20 protein-coding genes and 1 riboswitch are annotated in these 15860 nt (G+C 36.7%); all 20 genes read left to right on the top strand.

Annotation, left to right across the window (positions count from 1 at the left end):
• Positions 1-309: 309 nt before the first annotated feature.
• A complete protein-coding gene (flgM, locus tag RCG25_RS15385) occupies positions 310-585 on the top strand; it encodes a flagellar biosynthesis anti-sigma factor FlgM (RefSeq protein WP_308079701.1) in 276 nt (91 codons plus the stop codon).
• An 11-nt stretch (positions 586-596) separates the two neighbouring features.
• Complete coding sequence (locus RCG25_RS15380) at positions 597-1082, top strand: flagellar protein FlgN (RefSeq protein ID WP_308079700.1); 486 nt, start codon at positions 597-599, stop codon at positions 1080-1082.
• Between the two features lie 26 nt (positions 1083-1108).
• Positions 1109-2554 (top strand): flagellar hook-associated protein FlgK, encoded by a 1446-nt coding sequence (flgK, locus tag RCG25_RS15375; protein ID WP_308079699.1) that lies wholly within the window; start codon positions 1109-1111, stop codon positions 2552-2554.
• A gap of 10 nt (positions 2555-2564) precedes the next feature.
• Positions 2565-3455: a flagellar hook-associated protein FlgL gene (gene flgL / locus RCG25_RS15370; protein WP_308079698.1), complete on the top strand. Its 891-nt coding sequence runs from the start codon at positions 2565-2567 to the stop codon at positions 3453-3455.
• 131 nt (positions 3456-3586) lie between these two features.
• Entirely contained in the window at positions 3587-4213 is a 627-nt protein-coding gene (locus RCG25_RS15365) for a flagellar brake protein (protein WP_308079697.1), read from the top strand.
• Positions 4214-4544: 331 nt separating this feature from the next.
• Positions 4545-5438, top strand: a complete 894-nt coding sequence (locus RCG25_RS15360) for a hypothetical protein (protein ID WP_308079696.1) — start codon at positions 4545-4547, stop codon at positions 5436-5438.
• A gap of 149 nt (positions 5439-5587) precedes the next feature.
• Entirely contained in the window at positions 5588-5968 is a 381-nt protein-coding gene (gene fliS / locus RCG25_RS15355) for a flagellar export chaperone FliS (RefSeq protein WP_308079695.1), read from the top strand.
• 14 nt (positions 5969-5982) lie between these two features.
• A complete protein-coding gene (locus RCG25_RS15350; protein WP_308079694.1) occupies positions 5983-6330 on the top strand; it encodes a flagellar protein FliT in 348 nt (115 codons plus the stop codon).
• Positions 6331-6529: 199 nt separating this feature from the next.
• Positions 6530-6615: riboswitch (cyclic di-GMP riboswitch) on the top strand.
• Positions 6616-6767: 152 nt separating this feature from the next.
• Positions 6768-7082: a hypothetical protein gene (locus RCG25_RS15345; RefSeq protein WP_308079693.1), complete on the top strand. Its 315-nt coding sequence runs from the start codon at positions 6768-6770 to the stop codon at positions 7080-7082.
• A gap of 144 nt (positions 7083-7226) precedes the next feature.
• A complete protein-coding gene (locus RCG25_RS15340; protein WP_308079692.1) occupies positions 7227-7895 on the top strand; it encodes a glucosaminidase domain-containing protein in 669 nt (222 codons plus the stop codon).
• A gap of 155 nt (positions 7896-8050) precedes the next feature.
• Entirely contained in the window at positions 8051-8443 is a 393-nt protein-coding gene (gene flgB / locus RCG25_RS15335; protein ID WP_308079691.1) for a flagellar basal body rod protein FlgB, read from the top strand.
• Positions 8444-8448: 5 nt separating this feature from the next.
• Positions 8449-8898 (top strand): flagellar basal body rod protein FlgC, encoded by a 450-nt coding sequence (gene flgC, locus RCG25_RS15330; RefSeq protein ID WP_308079690.1) that lies wholly within the window; start codon positions 8449-8451, stop codon positions 8896-8898.
• Between the two features lie 12 nt (positions 8899-8910).
• Positions 8911-9210, top strand: a complete 300-nt coding sequence (gene fliE / locus RCG25_RS15325) for a flagellar hook-basal body complex protein FliE (protein WP_308079689.1) — start codon at positions 8911-8913, stop codon at positions 9208-9210.
• Between the two features lie 30 nt (positions 9211-9240).
• On the top strand, positions 9241-10836 hold the full coding sequence (fliF, locus tag RCG25_RS15320; protein WP_308079688.1) for a flagellar basal-body MS-ring/collar protein FliF: 1596 nt from the start codon (positions 9241-9243) through the stop codon (positions 10834-10836).
• Between the two features lie 5 nt (positions 10837-10841).
• Positions 10842-11852: a flagellar motor switch protein FliG gene (gene fliG / locus RCG25_RS15315; RefSeq protein WP_308079687.1), complete on the top strand. Its 1011-nt coding sequence runs from the start codon at positions 10842-10844 to the stop codon at positions 11850-11852.
• Positions 11836-12657: a FliH/SctL family protein gene (locus tag RCG25_RS15310; RefSeq protein ID WP_308079686.1), complete on the top strand. Its 822-nt coding sequence runs from the start codon at positions 11836-11838 to the stop codon at positions 12655-12657. The genes fliG and RCG25_RS15310 overlap by 17 nt, the downstream gene beginning before the upstream one ends.
• Complete coding sequence (gene fliI, locus RCG25_RS15305) at positions 12641-13963, top strand: flagellar protein export ATPase FliI (protein ID WP_308079685.1); 1323 nt, start codon at positions 12641-12643, stop codon at positions 13961-13963. Before RCG25_RS15310 ends, fliI begins: the two co-directional genes overlap by 17 nt.
• Positions 13960-14394, top strand: coding sequence for a flagellar export protein FliJ (gene fliJ, locus RCG25_RS15300; protein ID WP_308079684.1), 435 nt, complete (start codon positions 13960-13962; stop codon positions 14392-14394). The genes fliI and fliJ overlap by 4 nt, the downstream gene beginning before the upstream one ends.
• Before the next feature lie 12 nt (positions 14395-14406).
• Positions 14407-15264 (top strand): MotE family protein, encoded by an 858-nt coding sequence (locus RCG25_RS15295; RefSeq protein ID WP_308079683.1) that lies wholly within the window; start codon positions 14407-14409, stop codon positions 15262-15264.
• A gap of 26 nt (positions 15265-15290) precedes the next feature.
• On the top strand, positions 15291-15857 hold the full coding sequence (locus RCG25_RS15290) for a flagellar biosynthetic protein FliO (RefSeq protein WP_308079682.1): 567 nt from the start codon (positions 15291-15293) through the stop codon (positions 15855-15857).
• Positions 15858-15860: the final 3 nt, after the last annotated feature.

Below are 15860 nucleotides of genomic sequence, written 5' to 3'. Positions count from 1 at the left end.
TGATACAATTATATAGATTATATTCTTTTTGATAAGGCTGTGTTAAATAGCATTATTGATTTTTACACCCTGTTGATTGGAGCGGAAGGCACGAAGACTCCTATGGGAGTATGGTTCAGGGGAGACTCCGCAGGCGCAAGCGACGAGGAGCTCGCCGAAACACCCACGGAAAGCGAAGTGCCTGGAGCGGAAATCAACAGACAAGTTTAATAGAGCAATTCGATAAAAGAAACAAAATTTATAACGATAACTAAACTATTTAAAAAATATACCGATAAGAATTAATAAAGGAATAGGAGGGAACTACAAATGCGAATTAATGATACGAAAGTTGGTTTTTATTCCTACCAAAATCAATCGAATCGTTCAAATACAAATAACACCACTAAAAAGACATCTACTTCTGCAGACGTTAGCATATCATCACGCGGCCGTGAAATCTCTCAAGCCATGATGTCTGAACAAGCACAACGTCAACAGCGCATTCAGGAATTGAAACAGCAAATTGCGGACGGAACCTACAAAGTAGACAGCAGCAAAATTGCTGAAAAAATGACTGCGTTTTGGAAAAATACATCAATCTAGGAGACAAAAAAATGGAACCCCTGAACACAATTATTCAAATCTTGGAAACAATGGTCGATGCGCACACACGATTACTAGACTTGGCCAAAGGGAAAAGAAACTTGCTGGTGGAAGGTAATATTCAGGGTCTTCAAAGTCAAATTCATCGTGAAGCTTTATGCGTAGATGAAATTCAAAAACTAGAACAAATTAGAAAACTAAAAGTGCAAGAATATATGGAACAGAAGGGAATCATTAGTGATTCCTATACCTTAGAAGAATTAACAAATATACAGCAAGATACCACTTATAAGGCTAAACTAACATTAGCCGCAAAACAATTGCGCAGGTTAATTCAGGAAATTTCTCAGATCAATGAGAATAACCAACAATTAATCCAAACTTCTCTATCATTTATACAATATTCTATTGGAATGTTTGCTAAGAAAGAACCGGCCATTGGCTACGGACCAAATGCTAAAAATCGCTATACTAGCATGTTGGATGCTAAGATTTAGAGTTTTATTTTTTAGGAGGATTTGTCATGACATCAACCTTTCATGGGATCGAATTAGGAAAAAGAGGACTTGCGGCACAACAAACTGCCCTTTCTACCACTGGTCATAATATTGCTAATGCAAACACTACAGGGTATACACGTCAACGGGCAGAAATGATCGCCACAAAGCCAGTTTCCATCCCAGGTATGCAAATCCAACTAGGGACCGGTGTTGAAGTAGATAAGCTTGTTCGCTTACGTGAGGATTATTTGGACGTGCAGCTACGTGGCGAGAATAAGAGTTTGGGTTACTGGGAAGCGAAAAGTGATACCCTTACTAAGGTGGAAGAGCTATTAAATGAGCCATCTGATGATGGATTAGCTTATACAATGGATGAATTTTGGAAGGGTTGGGAAGAGCTGTCGAAGAATCCAGACAGTGCTGCCGCCCGTGCCGTTGTAAGCCAAAAAGGGGTAGCAGTAACCGAGACTCTTAGACATATTTCCGAGTCTTTAAATCAAATTCAGGATGATCTTAAATTAGTTATTAAAACGAAAACGGATTCAGTTAATTCGTTAGCAACACAAATTGGAAACCTCAATGATCAAATTGGTCGGCTTGTTCCAAATGAATATCAGCCGAATGATCTATATGATCAACGGGATGTTTTAATTGATCAGCTATCTAAGCTAGTTGATGTAAAGGTTTCCCCTCCAAATAAAGATACGGGAGTAGTAGATATCTCTGTTGGTGGCGTTCTACTTGTTTCAGGGAAAACAGCTAACACGCTAACAGTTGATACATCAAGCGGGGTTGTAGATCCTGCAAATATCAAAATTGGGAATACCCAAGTTGCCTTAAATTCGGGTGAATTATTAGGAAGAATCGAGTCGTTTGGAATTTTAGGCGGCGGAGTAAAATCCACCATACCTACTATTCAGGAAAAAATGAATAACTTAGCCATGACATTTGTTAATGCCGTTAATGCTGTTCATGAAAAAGGGATGAACCTGGAAAATATTAACGGTACATCAACCAATAAAGTGCCGTTTTTTATAGGAACGAGTATGAATGATATTGCCGTTAATCCGGATATTTTGAAATCTCCTGGTTTGATAGCTGCAGCTAAGGAGGAATCATCCGGCCAATCATCAACAGGAAATGGTAAAAATGCGCAAGACATTGCTAATATTAAATTTATAGCCCTTGGTTTTCCTGGAATAAACTCTACGGCAGATGATTATTACCGAAATATTATCGGTCAGTTAGGTATTGATTCACAGGAAGCACAGAGAATGCAAAGCAACTCTGAAGTGATTATTCAACAAGTAGAGAACCGCCGCCAGTCTGTATCCGGTGTATCATTGGATGAAGAAATGGCGAACATGATTAAATTCCAGCAGGCATACAATGCTTCAGCTAGGATGGTAACAGTAGTAGACCAATGTCTAGATAAAATCATTAACGGCATGGGCCGTGTAGGCTTGTAGGAGGGATAATATGACCTTGCGTGTCACTCAAAATATATTGAATCAGAATTTGTTGTTTAATTTACAGCGAACCAATAAGACGATGGACCAATTACAAGAACAGGTATCATCAGGCAGAAAGATCAATAAACCCTCTGATAATCCAGTAATAGCAGTACGAGGCATGTTTTATCGTTCATCATTAAACGAAATTGATCAGTATAAAAGAAATGCAGATGATGGACTTTCCTGGATGACTTCAACGGACGAAGCACTTGATGAAGTCACCTCTGTACTTCAACGGGTAAGAGAGCTTACAATACAAGGTGAGAATGGAACGAATAGTGAAACCGACCGGAATGCTATTGCTGAAGAAATCAGCCAATTAAAAGAGCATCTAGGGGAGATTTCAAACTCTCAGATAGCTGGAAAATATATTTTTGCAGGTACCGATGTAAAAACTCCTCCATATAGCAGTGCTACAAAAGAGTTTACAAATGCTAACAATGAAAAACTAGAATTAGTGGTGGGGCAAAATAACACAGTGCAAATCAATGTGAAGGGCATAGATGTATTTAACAACGATGGAACTGGCGGGATCTTTAAAGTACTTTCAGATATTGAAACTGATTTTCGTTCTCCCAATCCAGGATCAACAGACCATTTAGCACAATTAGACGGCCAAATGGACAACCTTCTCAGACATCGTTCTGAATTAGGGGCACGAATGAACCGGATGGAATTAAGTATCTCACGAATAGACGGGCTTGAAGTATCCACTACACGTTTATTATCGGGTGAAGAGGATGTTGATATGGCAGAAGTTATCACCAATCTAAAAGCCCAAGAGAATGTGCAGCGGGCTGCTTTATCTGTTGGTGCTCGTATTATCCAACCCTCTTTAGTAGATTTCTTACGTTAATCATATGGGGCAGCGCAATTTTTTTGTGATTGCCCTTTTTTTATGCAATTTTATCCTTAACTTTTTTTTCCAATATCCGATAAAATATAAATATGACATATTTTAATTGAACAGATTATCAGGAGGACTCTATGTATCCAAAAGTGAATCAAAACATAATGATCGATATACTAACCCATGAACTATCCTGTAAGTCAAATATTGCCGAGATTGGAGAAAAAGAGATTCTCATTAGTATTCCACTTGATAGAGAAATAATTGGTCTGTTATCTATAGGGACAAAATTAGTAATATCTTATATTATTGGTGAAAATAAATTTGAATTTAAGACTGAAATTATAGGCAGAACAAGAGATACCATCCCACTGCTCAGCCTAGAGAAGCCGAATGAAAATGAGATTATTAAAATCCAACATAGAGAAAATGTTCGAGTGAATTCAAATTTACGTTTATTGATTGAAGGGAATGAACTACATACCATCAATATTAGTGCTGGAGGAGTACTATTTTCATGTAAACTAGATTCTCAATTTCATGAAGGTGAAGAAATTGCTGGTACCTTATTCGTTCCAGATTTACGGAGTAAGGAACTAGTACAAGTCCCAATTCAAGGAAAAGTAATTCGAAGTAGTTTGATGAGAGAGATCGAAAGAAGATATGTAGCTCTAGAATTCACTTCAATCAAACGACCTGATCAAATGAAAATTATCCAGCATTGTTTTGAAAAGCAAAGACAAATCCGCTTAAAGGAACGATAATATTTGTTTATAAAAAAAGCCTTCTTAATTCAAAATGAGAGGCTTTTTTGTTGTTTTCTATTAAAAAAGCCTCTATTAATATTTAAATAAGGTGTTTACAGATAATTACAAATTTTATATAATTAACATGTTCATGTAAATACTTGTAATAGATTTTTCTGATTGAACGACACCCATAAAAAATTCATAAGATCGAATACATATAGTAAGAGAATGATAACGAAAGTGCGTTTGAAATGACAAATGATTTTGATGCTTGTATTATTGTTGTTTAGGATTATTGCTTTTGTACCAATCGTTCATTTCTAATAATCATGTAGGAGGTATTCTTATGAGTTTAAAATCCGCACTATCTGAGCTGAAAGAGGCATTTGCGAATCAGGAATTAGGACAATCAGAAGAGTCTTTCATTCATGAGTTGGAGAATAAAAACAATTTGACTTCTGGATCATTAGTTTATTATTTTAACAATTTGATGATGTTTAATATGAATGAAAATAATCAAAATAACATGGAATCAAAAAAGACGAATCGTAAATGGACCAAAAATGAAATTACCTTTATGTTTCAATATATTAAAGACCGGCAAGAAGAGGGTGCACTGAATATTACGGAGATATTAGAGGAGGCAGCACAACTGCTGAACCGAGGCTATCAATCTGTAAACTATAAATATTATTCCACATTAAAGTCGAATGAAAAAGAGCCAAAATCAAATCAAAAAGCCCTTCATTTTACAACGATTAACGAAAATAACGTACCGGTAATTTCAATTGAAGCAATTAATGAGGTACCTGCAGTTCCTCAAGCTTCCTATCAAAATACTGAACAGAATACTGATTTGCTCGATATTTTATCAGGGCTTATTACGAACGTACAACAACTTCCAGGTCTTAACCTAAATGAAATGTTGAGAGGGTTATACCAATTAACCAATATGGCCCTTCAAAACCAGGAAGCTGTTCAACAAGTTGAGACAATGAAATCGACAATTAACCATGAAAAAGAAGCACTTAAGGAAAAGCTAGTTAAGAAGGAACAGCAACTAAGACAAGAGAAAAAACGAAATGACGAATTACAGTTAGAAGTTTCTAAGCTTGCTAGAGAAATTACTGCATTTAATAAATTGGGGGATGCAGCTAAAATTCAAAACCTCAAATCGTATAATCAAAGACTTAACTATCTTATTGATGGGTTTGGAATTGTTCTCCAGGTCGGTAGCTAATTATAAAAAAGATACTCCATCTTGAAATGGACTATCTTTTTTTATTATATTTTTTGTTATGTTTTTTTTCAAAGAACTTAACTATTACATAGTTTATCCGATAATTATTTATAGACGAAAATGTGTGAAAGAAAAAGGAGTAATCAAATATGGGTCTAAAAAATCCTTATCAAACCTATCAAAAACAAGCTGTCACAACTTCAAGACCAGAAGATCTTACCTTTATGTTATATCAAGGATTGATCAAATTTATTCGATTATCTAAATCAGCTCTAAAAAATAACAACTTTGAAGATAGCAATAACTATAATTTAAGAGCACAGGATATTTTAAGTGAATTAATGATAACCTTAAAAAAAGAATATAGTGTAGCGGAACAATTACTTACTATGTATGATTATATGAAATCCCGGTTAATCGAAGCGAATCTTAATAAGAATTCGGAAATACTAGATGAAGTTGAAGGATTCGCTGTCGAATTATCGGATACCTGGTCAACTGCAATGAAACAAGCCAAATTAAAAAGCTAAGGTCTGAGATAAAAATGGAAGAAATACTAAAAAGTATTTATGAAGTAACACTAGAGATGTGCAGTTCCTTAAAGGAAGAAAATTATGAGGAATTTGAAAAACTACTTAATGACAGACAGGCATTAATGAGTAGAGTGGATGCGCAAAAAAACCACGAAAAGAATTATGTATATACTTCAAATGAGCAGAAATTATTAAAAGACACTTACTTGTTAGATCAACAAATGGCACCTCTACTAGATGAAAATCTCAAAGAAACAAAAAGCCTTATTAATCAGCAAAAGAAGCAAAAACTTGTCTCTCAACAATATAGGACTTATAGTAAGCAAACAAATGGAATCTTTTTAGATTCTAAAAGGTAAAAAAGTAATAGATTGAGTCATAAAAATTTGAATAAATGACAATTTATGACATGATTCTAAATAAATCTACGTAATATTCTATAATTTAGAACTAAATACCTAGTAAATTCGACAAAAATGGGAAAATAGTCGGATATTCGATATTGTTAAAACATTCTATTATTTGATTAGAGATTATTTAGATACTAAAAACATTGAATCTCGATCAAGGCAAAACTGGTGAAAATCAGTGGCGCAAAGCTAAAGGGGCTAAGGAGAAAATCACTATGCCAGCCAGCTGCCTAAAAGATAGGGTGTTTTACCTAGGTATAAAATGTCTACAAAGGTATAGGACTTCTATACCCACCTGAAAGATATTTTTTGTCTGTTAACCCCCCTTCAAAAAGGCGGGGTTATTTTTATATTCTTTAACATTCGGTTAAGGAGAGGAAAAATGAATGTTCCTGCAACAAATTAAAACAGACGAACGTGCCAATAGTAAGATTTTAAATTTAATGGAATTTAAAAAGAAGAAACCGTTTTTCAAGCATCCAATTAAAATAACGCTTGGATACCCAATCAATTGCTCCTATTATATAGTGAAAAATGTCGTTTACATGGGGAAACAAATTCTGGCTATGAAACAAGAAAATGATATCAATACAATTGTCCTGGTAGAAGGGAAAATTGAAAATGGTCAGCTAACATGCATTTCAATGCTTACAGAAGAATGTTTAGGGGATGTAAGCAAGATTTTAGAAGGTGCAATTTAATGAAATCGTATTAAAAATGTTGTCAAGTTTGGGACATACTTGTGCGTGACCACGGATGCAATTATCGTAGTCACGCTTCTTTTTCTGTATAAATGTAGTGAGAATCAAAATAGTAGATTTGAAGCAGAAGAAAGGAGCTTTCCATTGAAAATAGGTGATGATTGGTTTACCAAAACTATGTTAACTAGTACATTGTCCCGTAATGAAAAATTATCTTCACAAATGGGGACGACTAATTCTGAATTTGCGAACCTTTTTACATCGGTTTTAAATGAAATGATGAATGGCGATGCATCATCTTCCATCCAACCCACGTTTCCTTCTTTTATAGAAAACATGACCTTTACCAATGAAAATTCAAATATGGATATGGATTCTTTTGCGTCTAACTCAACAGAATCTTTACGTTTTCAATCAATGGGTGCAGAAAAAATTAATCAAGTGCTTGGCGGAAAATTGAAAGGTATGGGAGAAGTATTTATTCAAGCTGGAAAAAGGTTTAATGTAGATCCAGCATTATTGGCAGCGATTGCTCAACATGAAACGGGTAACGGATCATCAAAAGCAGCCAATGTTAAAAATAACATTGCTGGAATGATGGGGAAAAATGGGTTAAGATCCTATCCCTCTATTGAAGAAAGTATTATGGATATGGCTCGAAATATAAGTAAGAATTATCTTGGAATGGGGCTAACAAGCATAACTAAAATTGCTGGAAAATATGCCCCTGTTGGTGCGGAGAATGACCCTACTAATCTGAATAATCATTGGGTTACAGGGGTGAGTAAGTTTTTTGGCCAGTTAAAAGCTTGATATTCACATAATGTTCCTATAACACACTTTTACTATGTAAAAAAGTGTAGATTTAAATACCTTTTTTATAGTATATTGATGATTGAATGTTAATAATTTGTTGATATTTATCGAAAAATGTCAAAGTTTTATAGGTGGAAAGGAGGAGGAGAAAGTTGACTAATATTAACCTCCTACAAAAGGCATTAGATGCTTCCAGTTTACGCCAACAGGTGATTTCTAATAATATATCAAATGCTGAAACTCCTGGATATAAAGCAAAACAAGTAGTTTTTGAAGATATACTGAAAAAACACTTAACTAATCAAACAAATTTTGAAGGAAATCGTTCCGATGCCCGCCATTTGGTCATTGGAAGACCATCAATAATACCTTCAGCAAGCGTTGTTGAGAATACGAATACCGTCATGCAAAACAGCGGGAACAACGTAGATGTCGATGAAGAAATGACTCGCATGGGAAAAAATTCACTCTGGTACTACACACTTACGGAACAAATTAACAGTGAATTTCAACAATTATCTATAGCGATTAAAGGAAGGAGTTAAGGAACATGTTTGATTCGTTAAATATTAGTGCATCAGCCTTGACCGCACAACGTCTAAGAATGGATGTTGTCTCTTCCAATATTGCGAATGCAGAATCGACAAGAGGATCTTTTGTAAATGGAAAATGGGAACCCTACCGACGTAAAATGGTGATGATGGAACCAAGAGAAAAGTCATTTAACCAAATTTTACAAGGGGCGATGGAAAAACAATCACAATCCCAGCTCCAAGGTGTTAGAGTTTCAGGGATAGTTAATGACAAGACACCATTCAAAATGGTCTTAGACCCATCAAATCCTGATGCGAATGCGGATGGCTATGTCATGATGCCAAATGTCGACCTATCAAAGGAAATGATAGATTTATTGGCTGCTTCAAGAGCATATGAAGCAAATGTCACTTCATTTAATACTGGAAAATCAATGATGTTAAAGGCTTTAGAAATAGGCCGTTAGGGGGAAGCATAAATGAACGTTTCTGGTATAAATAGTGGACTTATCAAAATTAATCAAAATCCTATTCAAAATGTGGAATCGGGTTCGACATCAAACTCGTTTTCAGGCGTGCTTAAAGGTTACTTGGAAAACGTCGATAATACAGTAAAGCAAGCCTCGGATCTAACCGTCAAAGCTGCGGCAGGGGAAATTGATAATATACATGATGTAACGATTGCATCACAAAAGGCGAAGGTTGCTTTAGAACTAACCGTTACTATTAGGGATAAGGCAGTAGAGGCTTATCAAGAAATGATGCGGATGCAATTTTAAAGAATGATAGAAAGCTAGGCAGGGTGAGAAATGAAACGATCATGGATAGATCAACTTAAACATACAGGAGAGCTATTTGGCAGTTGGTGGAACTCCAAAAGTTCAAAACAAAAAGGACTCATCGTAGGGACATTTTTATTTCTTTTAGTTGCCCTTTCTACCTTTATCTTCTTTGCGTCACGACCTCAATATGTACCGTTATACACTGGTCAATTATCCCAAAGGGAAGTTGGGGACATAAAAGCAGAATTGGACAAGGAAGGCTACACAGAGTACAAACTTTCCGACACGGGAACAAGTATAGAAGTGCCTAAAAAAGATGCCCCTGATTTATTAGTCAGTCTTGCATCCAAGGGGTATCCAAAAGACAACAAAATTAACTACGATATTTTTGGTCAAAATCTCTCTTTTGGCGCAACGGACAGACAGTACGATATTCTTGAACGTGAAGCGATGCAAAATCAAGTAGCTGAAGTGATTAAACATGTGGCTGGAATTAAAAATGCGGAGGTCATTGTGACCTTACCCGAAAATTCAGTGTTCGTTCAACAAGGAGAAGAACAAAAAGCAAGTGCTTCAGTGATGGTAGAGGTTGAACCAGGTGCAAAGCTAAGTTCACAGCAAATTAAAGCGCTATATACCTTAGTTTCCCGCAGTGTCCCAAACTTGCCAGTAGAAAACATCACGATTATGAATCAATATAGTGAGACTCTAGCGTTGTCGGAATCAGATGATGAAGACCCTGCACTTGATAAATATGATGAACAACGTAAAGTACAACAAAATGTTGAACGGGATATTCAGCAGGATCTTCATAGTTTATTAGGTAACATACTTGGAACGGATAAAGTGTTCGTTCACACGTTTGTAAAAATGAATTTTGATAAAGTCAAAACCGAAGAAAAATTAGTTAAGCCTACCGATAATAATAATAACGGAATTGCAATTAGTTCAGAAAAAACCTCCAAATCTTACAATGGAACAGGTTCAAATCCTGGTGGCGTAGTTGGAACAGGTGAAACCGATGTTCCTGGTTATGTTGGGACTAATTCTGGTGGCGAAAGCAATTATGAAGAGTCTGAAAATAGGGTCAATTATGAAGTGAATAGAATTAATAACGAAATCATAAAAAGTCCTTATCAAATAGAGGATATTACTATCAATGTTGGTGTAGAGCCAGATTCACCTAAAGCCAATACATTATCAAAAGCCACACAAGATAATATTAAAAATATTGTGGCGAATACAGTACGTACAGCGCTTGGCCATCCAAATTTAAGCCAAAAAGAAATAGATCAGCGGATCACTGTTTTTCCTCATTCATTTGCAAAGAATACTGCTGTGGAAAGTGCATCTGCACAAAATTGGCTGTTAATTGGCGCTGTAGCTGCTGGAGGACTCCTATTACTTGGAGGACTAACTTGGTTTTTATTACGTAGAAGAAAACATAAACAAGAGGAAATGGAAGAAGAACTTGATTTTTCTACATCAGGACCGGTTAAAGAAGCGGATTATTTTGCTGAGCAGGATATGAGTGTGGAGAGTCAATTGAAAAAGCTGCTTGAGCAAAGACCAGAAGATTTTTCAAAAGTTATTAGAACTTGGATACATGAAGAGGAGGTTTAAGTCCCATGGCTACAGCACTAAAGTTGACTGGAAAACAGAAAGCAGCGATATTGCTTATTGCGATGGGCAAGGAGGGCTCTGCCAAGGTATTTAAGCATTTACCTGAGGAAGAGATTGATCAATTAACCCTCGCGATTGCTAATATTCAAAAGGTGGATCAGAAAGAAAAAGAAGAAGTGTTGAAGGAATTTCATGAAATGTGTATTGCACAAGACTTCCTGCAAATGGGTGGTATTAGCTATGCGCAAGATGTATTAGAGTCGGCATTAGGAAAAGACCGTGCACAGGAGATTATTTATCGTTTAACGACACAATTACAAGTGAAACCCTTTGATTTTGCTCGTCGTGTGGATGCCATGCAAATTTATCATTTTCTTCAAAATGAGCATCCGCAGACGATTGCATTGGTATTAGCTCATTTAGAGCCGCAGCAATCTTCTATGATTCTCTCTTCACTACCTGAAGAATTACAATCGGATGTTGCAAGGAGAATAGCAGTATTAGAACAAACTTCTCCTGAAGTAATTAAGGAAGTAGAAAATATTCTTGAACAAAAGCTGGCATCGACGATTCGTCATGACTTTACAGTGGTCGGTGGAATTGAGTCCATTGTCAGCATTCTTAATGGTGTTGATCGTACAACTGAGAAGACCATTCTTGAGCAGCTTGAATCGAAGGATCCAGAACTTGTGGATGAAATCAAAAAACGGATGTTTGTATTCGAGGATATCATTACATTGGATAAACGTGCAATTCAGCGCGTCATCCAAGAGGTGGAAAATCAGGATTTACTACTTGCCTTGAAAGCCTCAAGTGCAGAAGTCAAAAAAGTTATTTTCGAGAACATGTCACAACGTATGGTCGAAACGTTCGAAGAAGAAATGCAGTACCTTGGACCGGTTAGAGTTAAGGATGTGGAGGAAGCACAAGGAAGAATTGTTTCTATTATCCGCCGTTTAGAGGATTCCGGTGAGGTTGTTATTGCTCGAGGTGGTTCGGATGATGTCTTATTCTAAGGTGTTTAAGTCTTCCAATCTCTCTGTACTTGAAGAAAAAAAAGTAATTTCTCAACCACGGATAGTTATTAATCGTAACGACCAAGAGACACCGCATCAAGAAACTAATGATGCGGTGAATAGTGTTTATCTGCAACAAATAATTCAAGCGGCTGAAGCAGAAGCACAAACCATTGTAGAAAATGCAGATAAAAATGCCCGATTACTAGAATCAGCAACAGAAGAAAAAATAAGCCAATGGTGGGATGAAAATCATCAGAAACTTGAGGATTTATCTATTGAAGCGAAACAAAAAGGTTATCAGGAAGGTTACACCACTGGAAAACAAGAAGCGGAGTTTGAAGTTTTAAGAGAATATCAAGGGAAAATGGAACAGGTTCAAAACTTGTTGGAACAAGCATACGAACAAAAGGCAGCAATTATTTCAGAGGCAGAACCATTTTTGCTTGAGCTAAGTACTGTGATTGCTACACATATTATTAAGTCAGAATTAACTAGTAATCCAAATCAGTTTGTTGAGTTAATCAAACAACATATCCTTCGTTTTAAAGAAAAAGAATTTATTACCGTTTGTGTTCATCCTGATGACTTTGATTTTATCCAATCACAACGAGCTCATCTTGTCGCTGTCGTAAATGGCGAAACTGAAATTAAAATTATTCCGGACCATTCCGTTTCTATCAAGGGGTGTATTATTCGAACCGCATATGGCAGTGTAGATGCACGTATTGATACACAAATTGAAGAGATCAAAAAGGTCATTCTAGAAGCGAGAAGGGAGCCGGAAAGTGGTGTTATCAGTTGAAAACTATGCCAAGCTTATTCGAAGTGTGGATCCGGTAAGAGTGAATGGTAAAATAACTCAAATCATCGGACTTACCATTGAATCACAAGGTCCTGATGTAAGAATTGGTGAATTGTGCTCCATCTATCCAACAAATTCACAAATTCCTATTCAAGCTGAGGTCGTTGGTATTAGGGAAAATAAGGTGCTTCTTATGCCTCTTGGTGAAGTTCGGTCGATCGGACCTGGCTGTGACGTTGTCGCTAGCGGGAAACAGATGATGGTGAAAGCAGGCCGCCAGCTGCTGGGAAGAATTTTAGATGGTCTCGGCCAGCCCATTGATGGCAAACCACTTCCATTAGGATTAGAGGAAGTACCTACTCATGCAATACCACCCAATCCACTGGCTAGGCCTCGTATTCATTCACCACTAGGGGTAGGAGTACGGACAATCGATGGCTTACTCACAATGGGCAAAGGACAGCGAATGGGTATTTTTGCCGGAAGTGGTGTAGGTAAAAGTACACTGCTTGGAATGATTTCAAGAAATACGACAGCTGATGTTAACGTTATTGCCTTAATCGGAGAGAGAGGGCGGGAAGTTCTCGATTTTATAGAGCAAAACCTTGGTGAAGAAGGATTGGAAAAATCGGTTGTTATTGTAGCTACATCCGACCAGCCCGCACTTATTCGAATAAAAGGCGCACTAACAGCTACCTCTATTGCAGAATATTTCCGTGATCAAGGAATGAACGTGATGCTTGTGATGGATTCTGTTACTCGGTTTGCCATGGCTCAAAGAGAAATTGGCTTAGCCATTGGAGAACCGCCGACGACTAAAGGGTATACTCCCTCAGTATTCGCCATGCTGCCACAGCTTTTAGAACGTGCTGGAACTGGACCAAAGGGATCTATTTCAGCTATATATACGGTTTTGGTTGATGGGGATGACATGAACGAACCAATTGCTGATGCAGTGAGAGGGATTTTAGATGGTCATATTGTTTTGAATCGCGCAATTGGTGCAAAAGGAATCTTCCCTGCAATTGATGTGTTAAACAGTGTTAGCCGTGTGATGACTGAAATAACCTCGGACGAACACCAACACGCTGCCCGTAATTTTAAAAATCTATTAGCTTCCTATAATCAGGCAGAAGATTTAATTAATATCGGAGCATATAAAAAAGGATCAAACCGTGAGATTGATTTGGCGATGCGACTAAAGCCACAAATGGATCATTTTTTACGTCAAGGTATCTATGAAACTTCTAACTTAGAGGATTCGGAATCCTTCTTAACTTCACAATTTGGAGCGATCATGCGATGAAATTTAACTTTTCCTTTCAGAAAGTGCTTGATTTTAAAGAAAATGAGAAAGAAATTGCACATCAGGAATACGGTACTGTAAAACTTCAACAAACCCAAATTGACGAACAAATTGAAGGATTAGAAATGGTAAAGGTTGAAATTTTTAATCAATATAACCAAGTCCATCGCAAAACAGTGTGGGAGATATTAGAAGTCCAACAAGAAATTGAACATGTAAATCTTAAGATGAAACAGTTGGAAAATCAATCACAGATTATTCATAAGAAAGTGGAAGAAAAACACCAATTGCTAATCGAAAAATCACAAGAAGCTAAAATGTGGAACCAGTGGAAAGCGAAGTCCAAGGAAGCTTTTCAAAAGCAAATGGATCGAAAAGAGCAAGCCATGTTAGATGAAATGGCCATCCTTCGATACTCACGAAGGATATGAGGAGAGAAACAAATGGAAGAGAAACACCGTTCAAAACTAGCAAATATTTTTTACATTGGTATCATTCCGTTACTGTTTACTGTTATCTTAGTTGCTTTTTTGTTGAATTTCATGGGTTTTCCAGTTGTAAAAACCTTTCAGGAATGGGGAAATGCACTTCCATTGGTTAATCAACTGATCGATGATCCTCCTTCTGCTGAAGCGCAAAAGCCCGATAATGTAGATGAATGGAAAAATAAGTACTTAAAAAGTCAATCAGATGTAAAAGAATTAGATCAAAAACTATCAAAATTAAAAAAGGAACTTAGTTCTAATCAAAATGCATTAGGGGAATTAAAACAAGAGAATGGAGATTTACAAAATCAATTAAAGGAAAAAAAATCTCAACAGTCTCAAGAGGAAATGAAGCAAGTAGCTGGTATTTACACCAATATGTCTGCATCAAAAGCAGCTGCTATTTTTGAAGCTATGCCTTTGGAAGATGCTACACTAACAATTAGGATGCTGGACCAAGAACATCAAAGTAGCATTATCGGAGGAATAAAGGACCCGAAAAAGGCTGCAGAAATAACGATGCTGCTCAAAGAAATTGCTTCAATAAGTGAGAATGATTCCTTAACTTTTGAACAGCAAGTACATGAACTTGCATTACAACATGAGAATCCTACAGAAACTTTATCAGAGACAATTGCAGGAATGCCGCCTGCTCAATCGGCAGTTATTATTCAGTCCATGATGGGCACCAATTCTATTGTGGCAATGGATATTATGAAAAAAATCAGTACTAGCAGCCGTTCTCAAATCTTAACCGAAATTGCCAAAATCGATGCGAAATTAGCAGCGCAGATTACTGGCGAATTAAACAAGTAGAAATAACTCCAAGGAAGGAGAAAATCATGAAACGCACCATGTTGTTTTTAGTTATGTTTTTTTATCTATTTTCATTTCAATCCACAAGTTTTGCCGCTGGTTCATCATCAAGCGGCGAGCCTTCCGTCTATGATTCTATCCAAAAAGGGGATAAAAAAACATCTCCTTCAACGGGAAAAGTTGAGGATAGTCAATCACCTTCTTTATTCCCCTTACTTATAAAATTTATAATCTCGTTTATTTTGGTTATAGGACTTTTATTTCTATTATTACGATTCTTATCAAAACGAGGGCGCTTACTGCAAACCAATGGACCTGTACTACCTATAGGCGGTCACAGTCTGGGTAATAACCGTTCCATGCAGATCCTGCTTATTGGCCAAACCATATATGTCGTGGGTGTTGGCGAAGATGTTACATTGATTCGTACCATCTCTCAAGGAGAAGAGTATCAGCACCTTCTCGAAAGCTATGAAAACCAAGCTGCAGAAAGTAATACACCGAAATGGTTTCCTAAGGATTCTAAAAAAGTCTGGGATACTGTTTTTCGCAAACATTTACAAAAGATGCATCAAGAAAACAGAGAGGAGTAGGAA

The sequence above is a fragment of the Neobacillus sp. PS2-9 genome, assembly GCF_030915525.1.
Classification (GTDB): Bacteria; Bacillota; Bacilli; order Bacillales; family Cytobacillaceae; genus Neobacillus.
The sequence above is the reverse complement of the archived record's forward strand: the minus strand, read 5'-3'. Positions and strand labels throughout refer to the sequence as shown.

Excerpts from the sequence above, each read along its gene's own strand:
- flgK (WP_308079699.1), top strand. The coding sequence starts at position 1,109 with ATGACATCAACCTTTCATGGGATCGAATTAGGAAAAAGAGGACTTGCG.
- flgC (WP_308079690.1), top strand. The coding sequence starts at position 8,449 with ATGTTTGATTCGTTAAATATTAGTGCATCAGCCTTGACCGCACAACGT.
- flgM (WP_308079701.1), top strand. The coding sequence starts at position 310 with ATGCGAATTAATGATACGAAAGTTGGTTTTTATTCCTACCAAAATCAA.
- flgL (WP_308079698.1), top strand. The coding sequence starts at position 2,565 with ATGACCTTGCGTGTCACTCAAAATATATTGAATCAGAATTTGTTGTTT.
- fliF (WP_308079688.1), top strand. The coding sequence starts at position 9,241 with ATGAAACGATCATGGATAGATCAACTTAAACATACAGGAGAGCTATTT.
- RCG25_RS15310 (WP_308079686.1), top strand. The coding sequence starts at position 11,836 with ATGATGTCTTATTCTAAGGTGTTTAAGTCTTCCAATCTCTCTGTACTT.
- RCG25_RS15350 (WP_308079694.1), top strand. The coding sequence starts at position 5,983 with ATGGAAGAAATACTAAAAAGTATTTATGAAGTAACACTAGAGATGTGC.
- RCG25_RS15290 (WP_308079682.1), top strand. The coding sequence starts at position 15,291 with ATGAAACGCACCATGTTGTTTTTAGTTATGTTTTTTTATCTATTTTCA.
- fliJ (WP_308079684.1), top strand. The coding sequence starts at position 13,960 with ATGAAATTTAACTTTTCCTTTCAGAAAGTGCTTGATTTTAAAGAAAAT.
- RCG25_RS15295 (WP_308079683.1), top strand. The coding sequence starts at position 14,407 with ATGGAAGAGAAACACCGTTCAAAACTAGCAAATATTTTTTACATTGGT.
- RCG25_RS15360 (WP_308079696.1), top strand. The coding sequence starts at position 4,545 with ATGAGTTTAAAATCCGCACTATCTGAGCTGAAAGAGGCATTTGCGAAT.
- fliG (WP_308079687.1), top strand. The coding sequence starts at position 10,842 with ATGGCTACAGCACTAAAGTTGACTGGAAAACAGAAAGCAGCGATATTG.
- fliS (WP_308079695.1), top strand. The coding sequence starts at position 5,588 with ATGGGTCTAAAAAATCCTTATCAAACCTATCAAAAACAAGCTGTCACA.
- RCG25_RS15380 (WP_308079700.1), top strand. The coding sequence starts at position 597 with ATGGAACCCCTGAACACAATTATTCAAATCTTGGAAACAATGGTCGAT.
- RCG25_RS15365 (WP_308079697.1), top strand. The coding sequence starts at position 3,587 with ATGTATCCAAAAGTGAATCAAAACATAATGATCGATATACTAACCCAT.
- RCG25_RS15345 (WP_308079693.1), top strand. The coding sequence starts at position 6,768 with ATGTTCCTGCAACAAATTAAAACAGACGAACGTGCCAATAGTAAGATT.
- fliE (WP_308079689.1), top strand. The coding sequence starts at position 8,911 with ATGAACGTTTCTGGTATAAATAGTGGACTTATCAAAATTAATCAAAAT.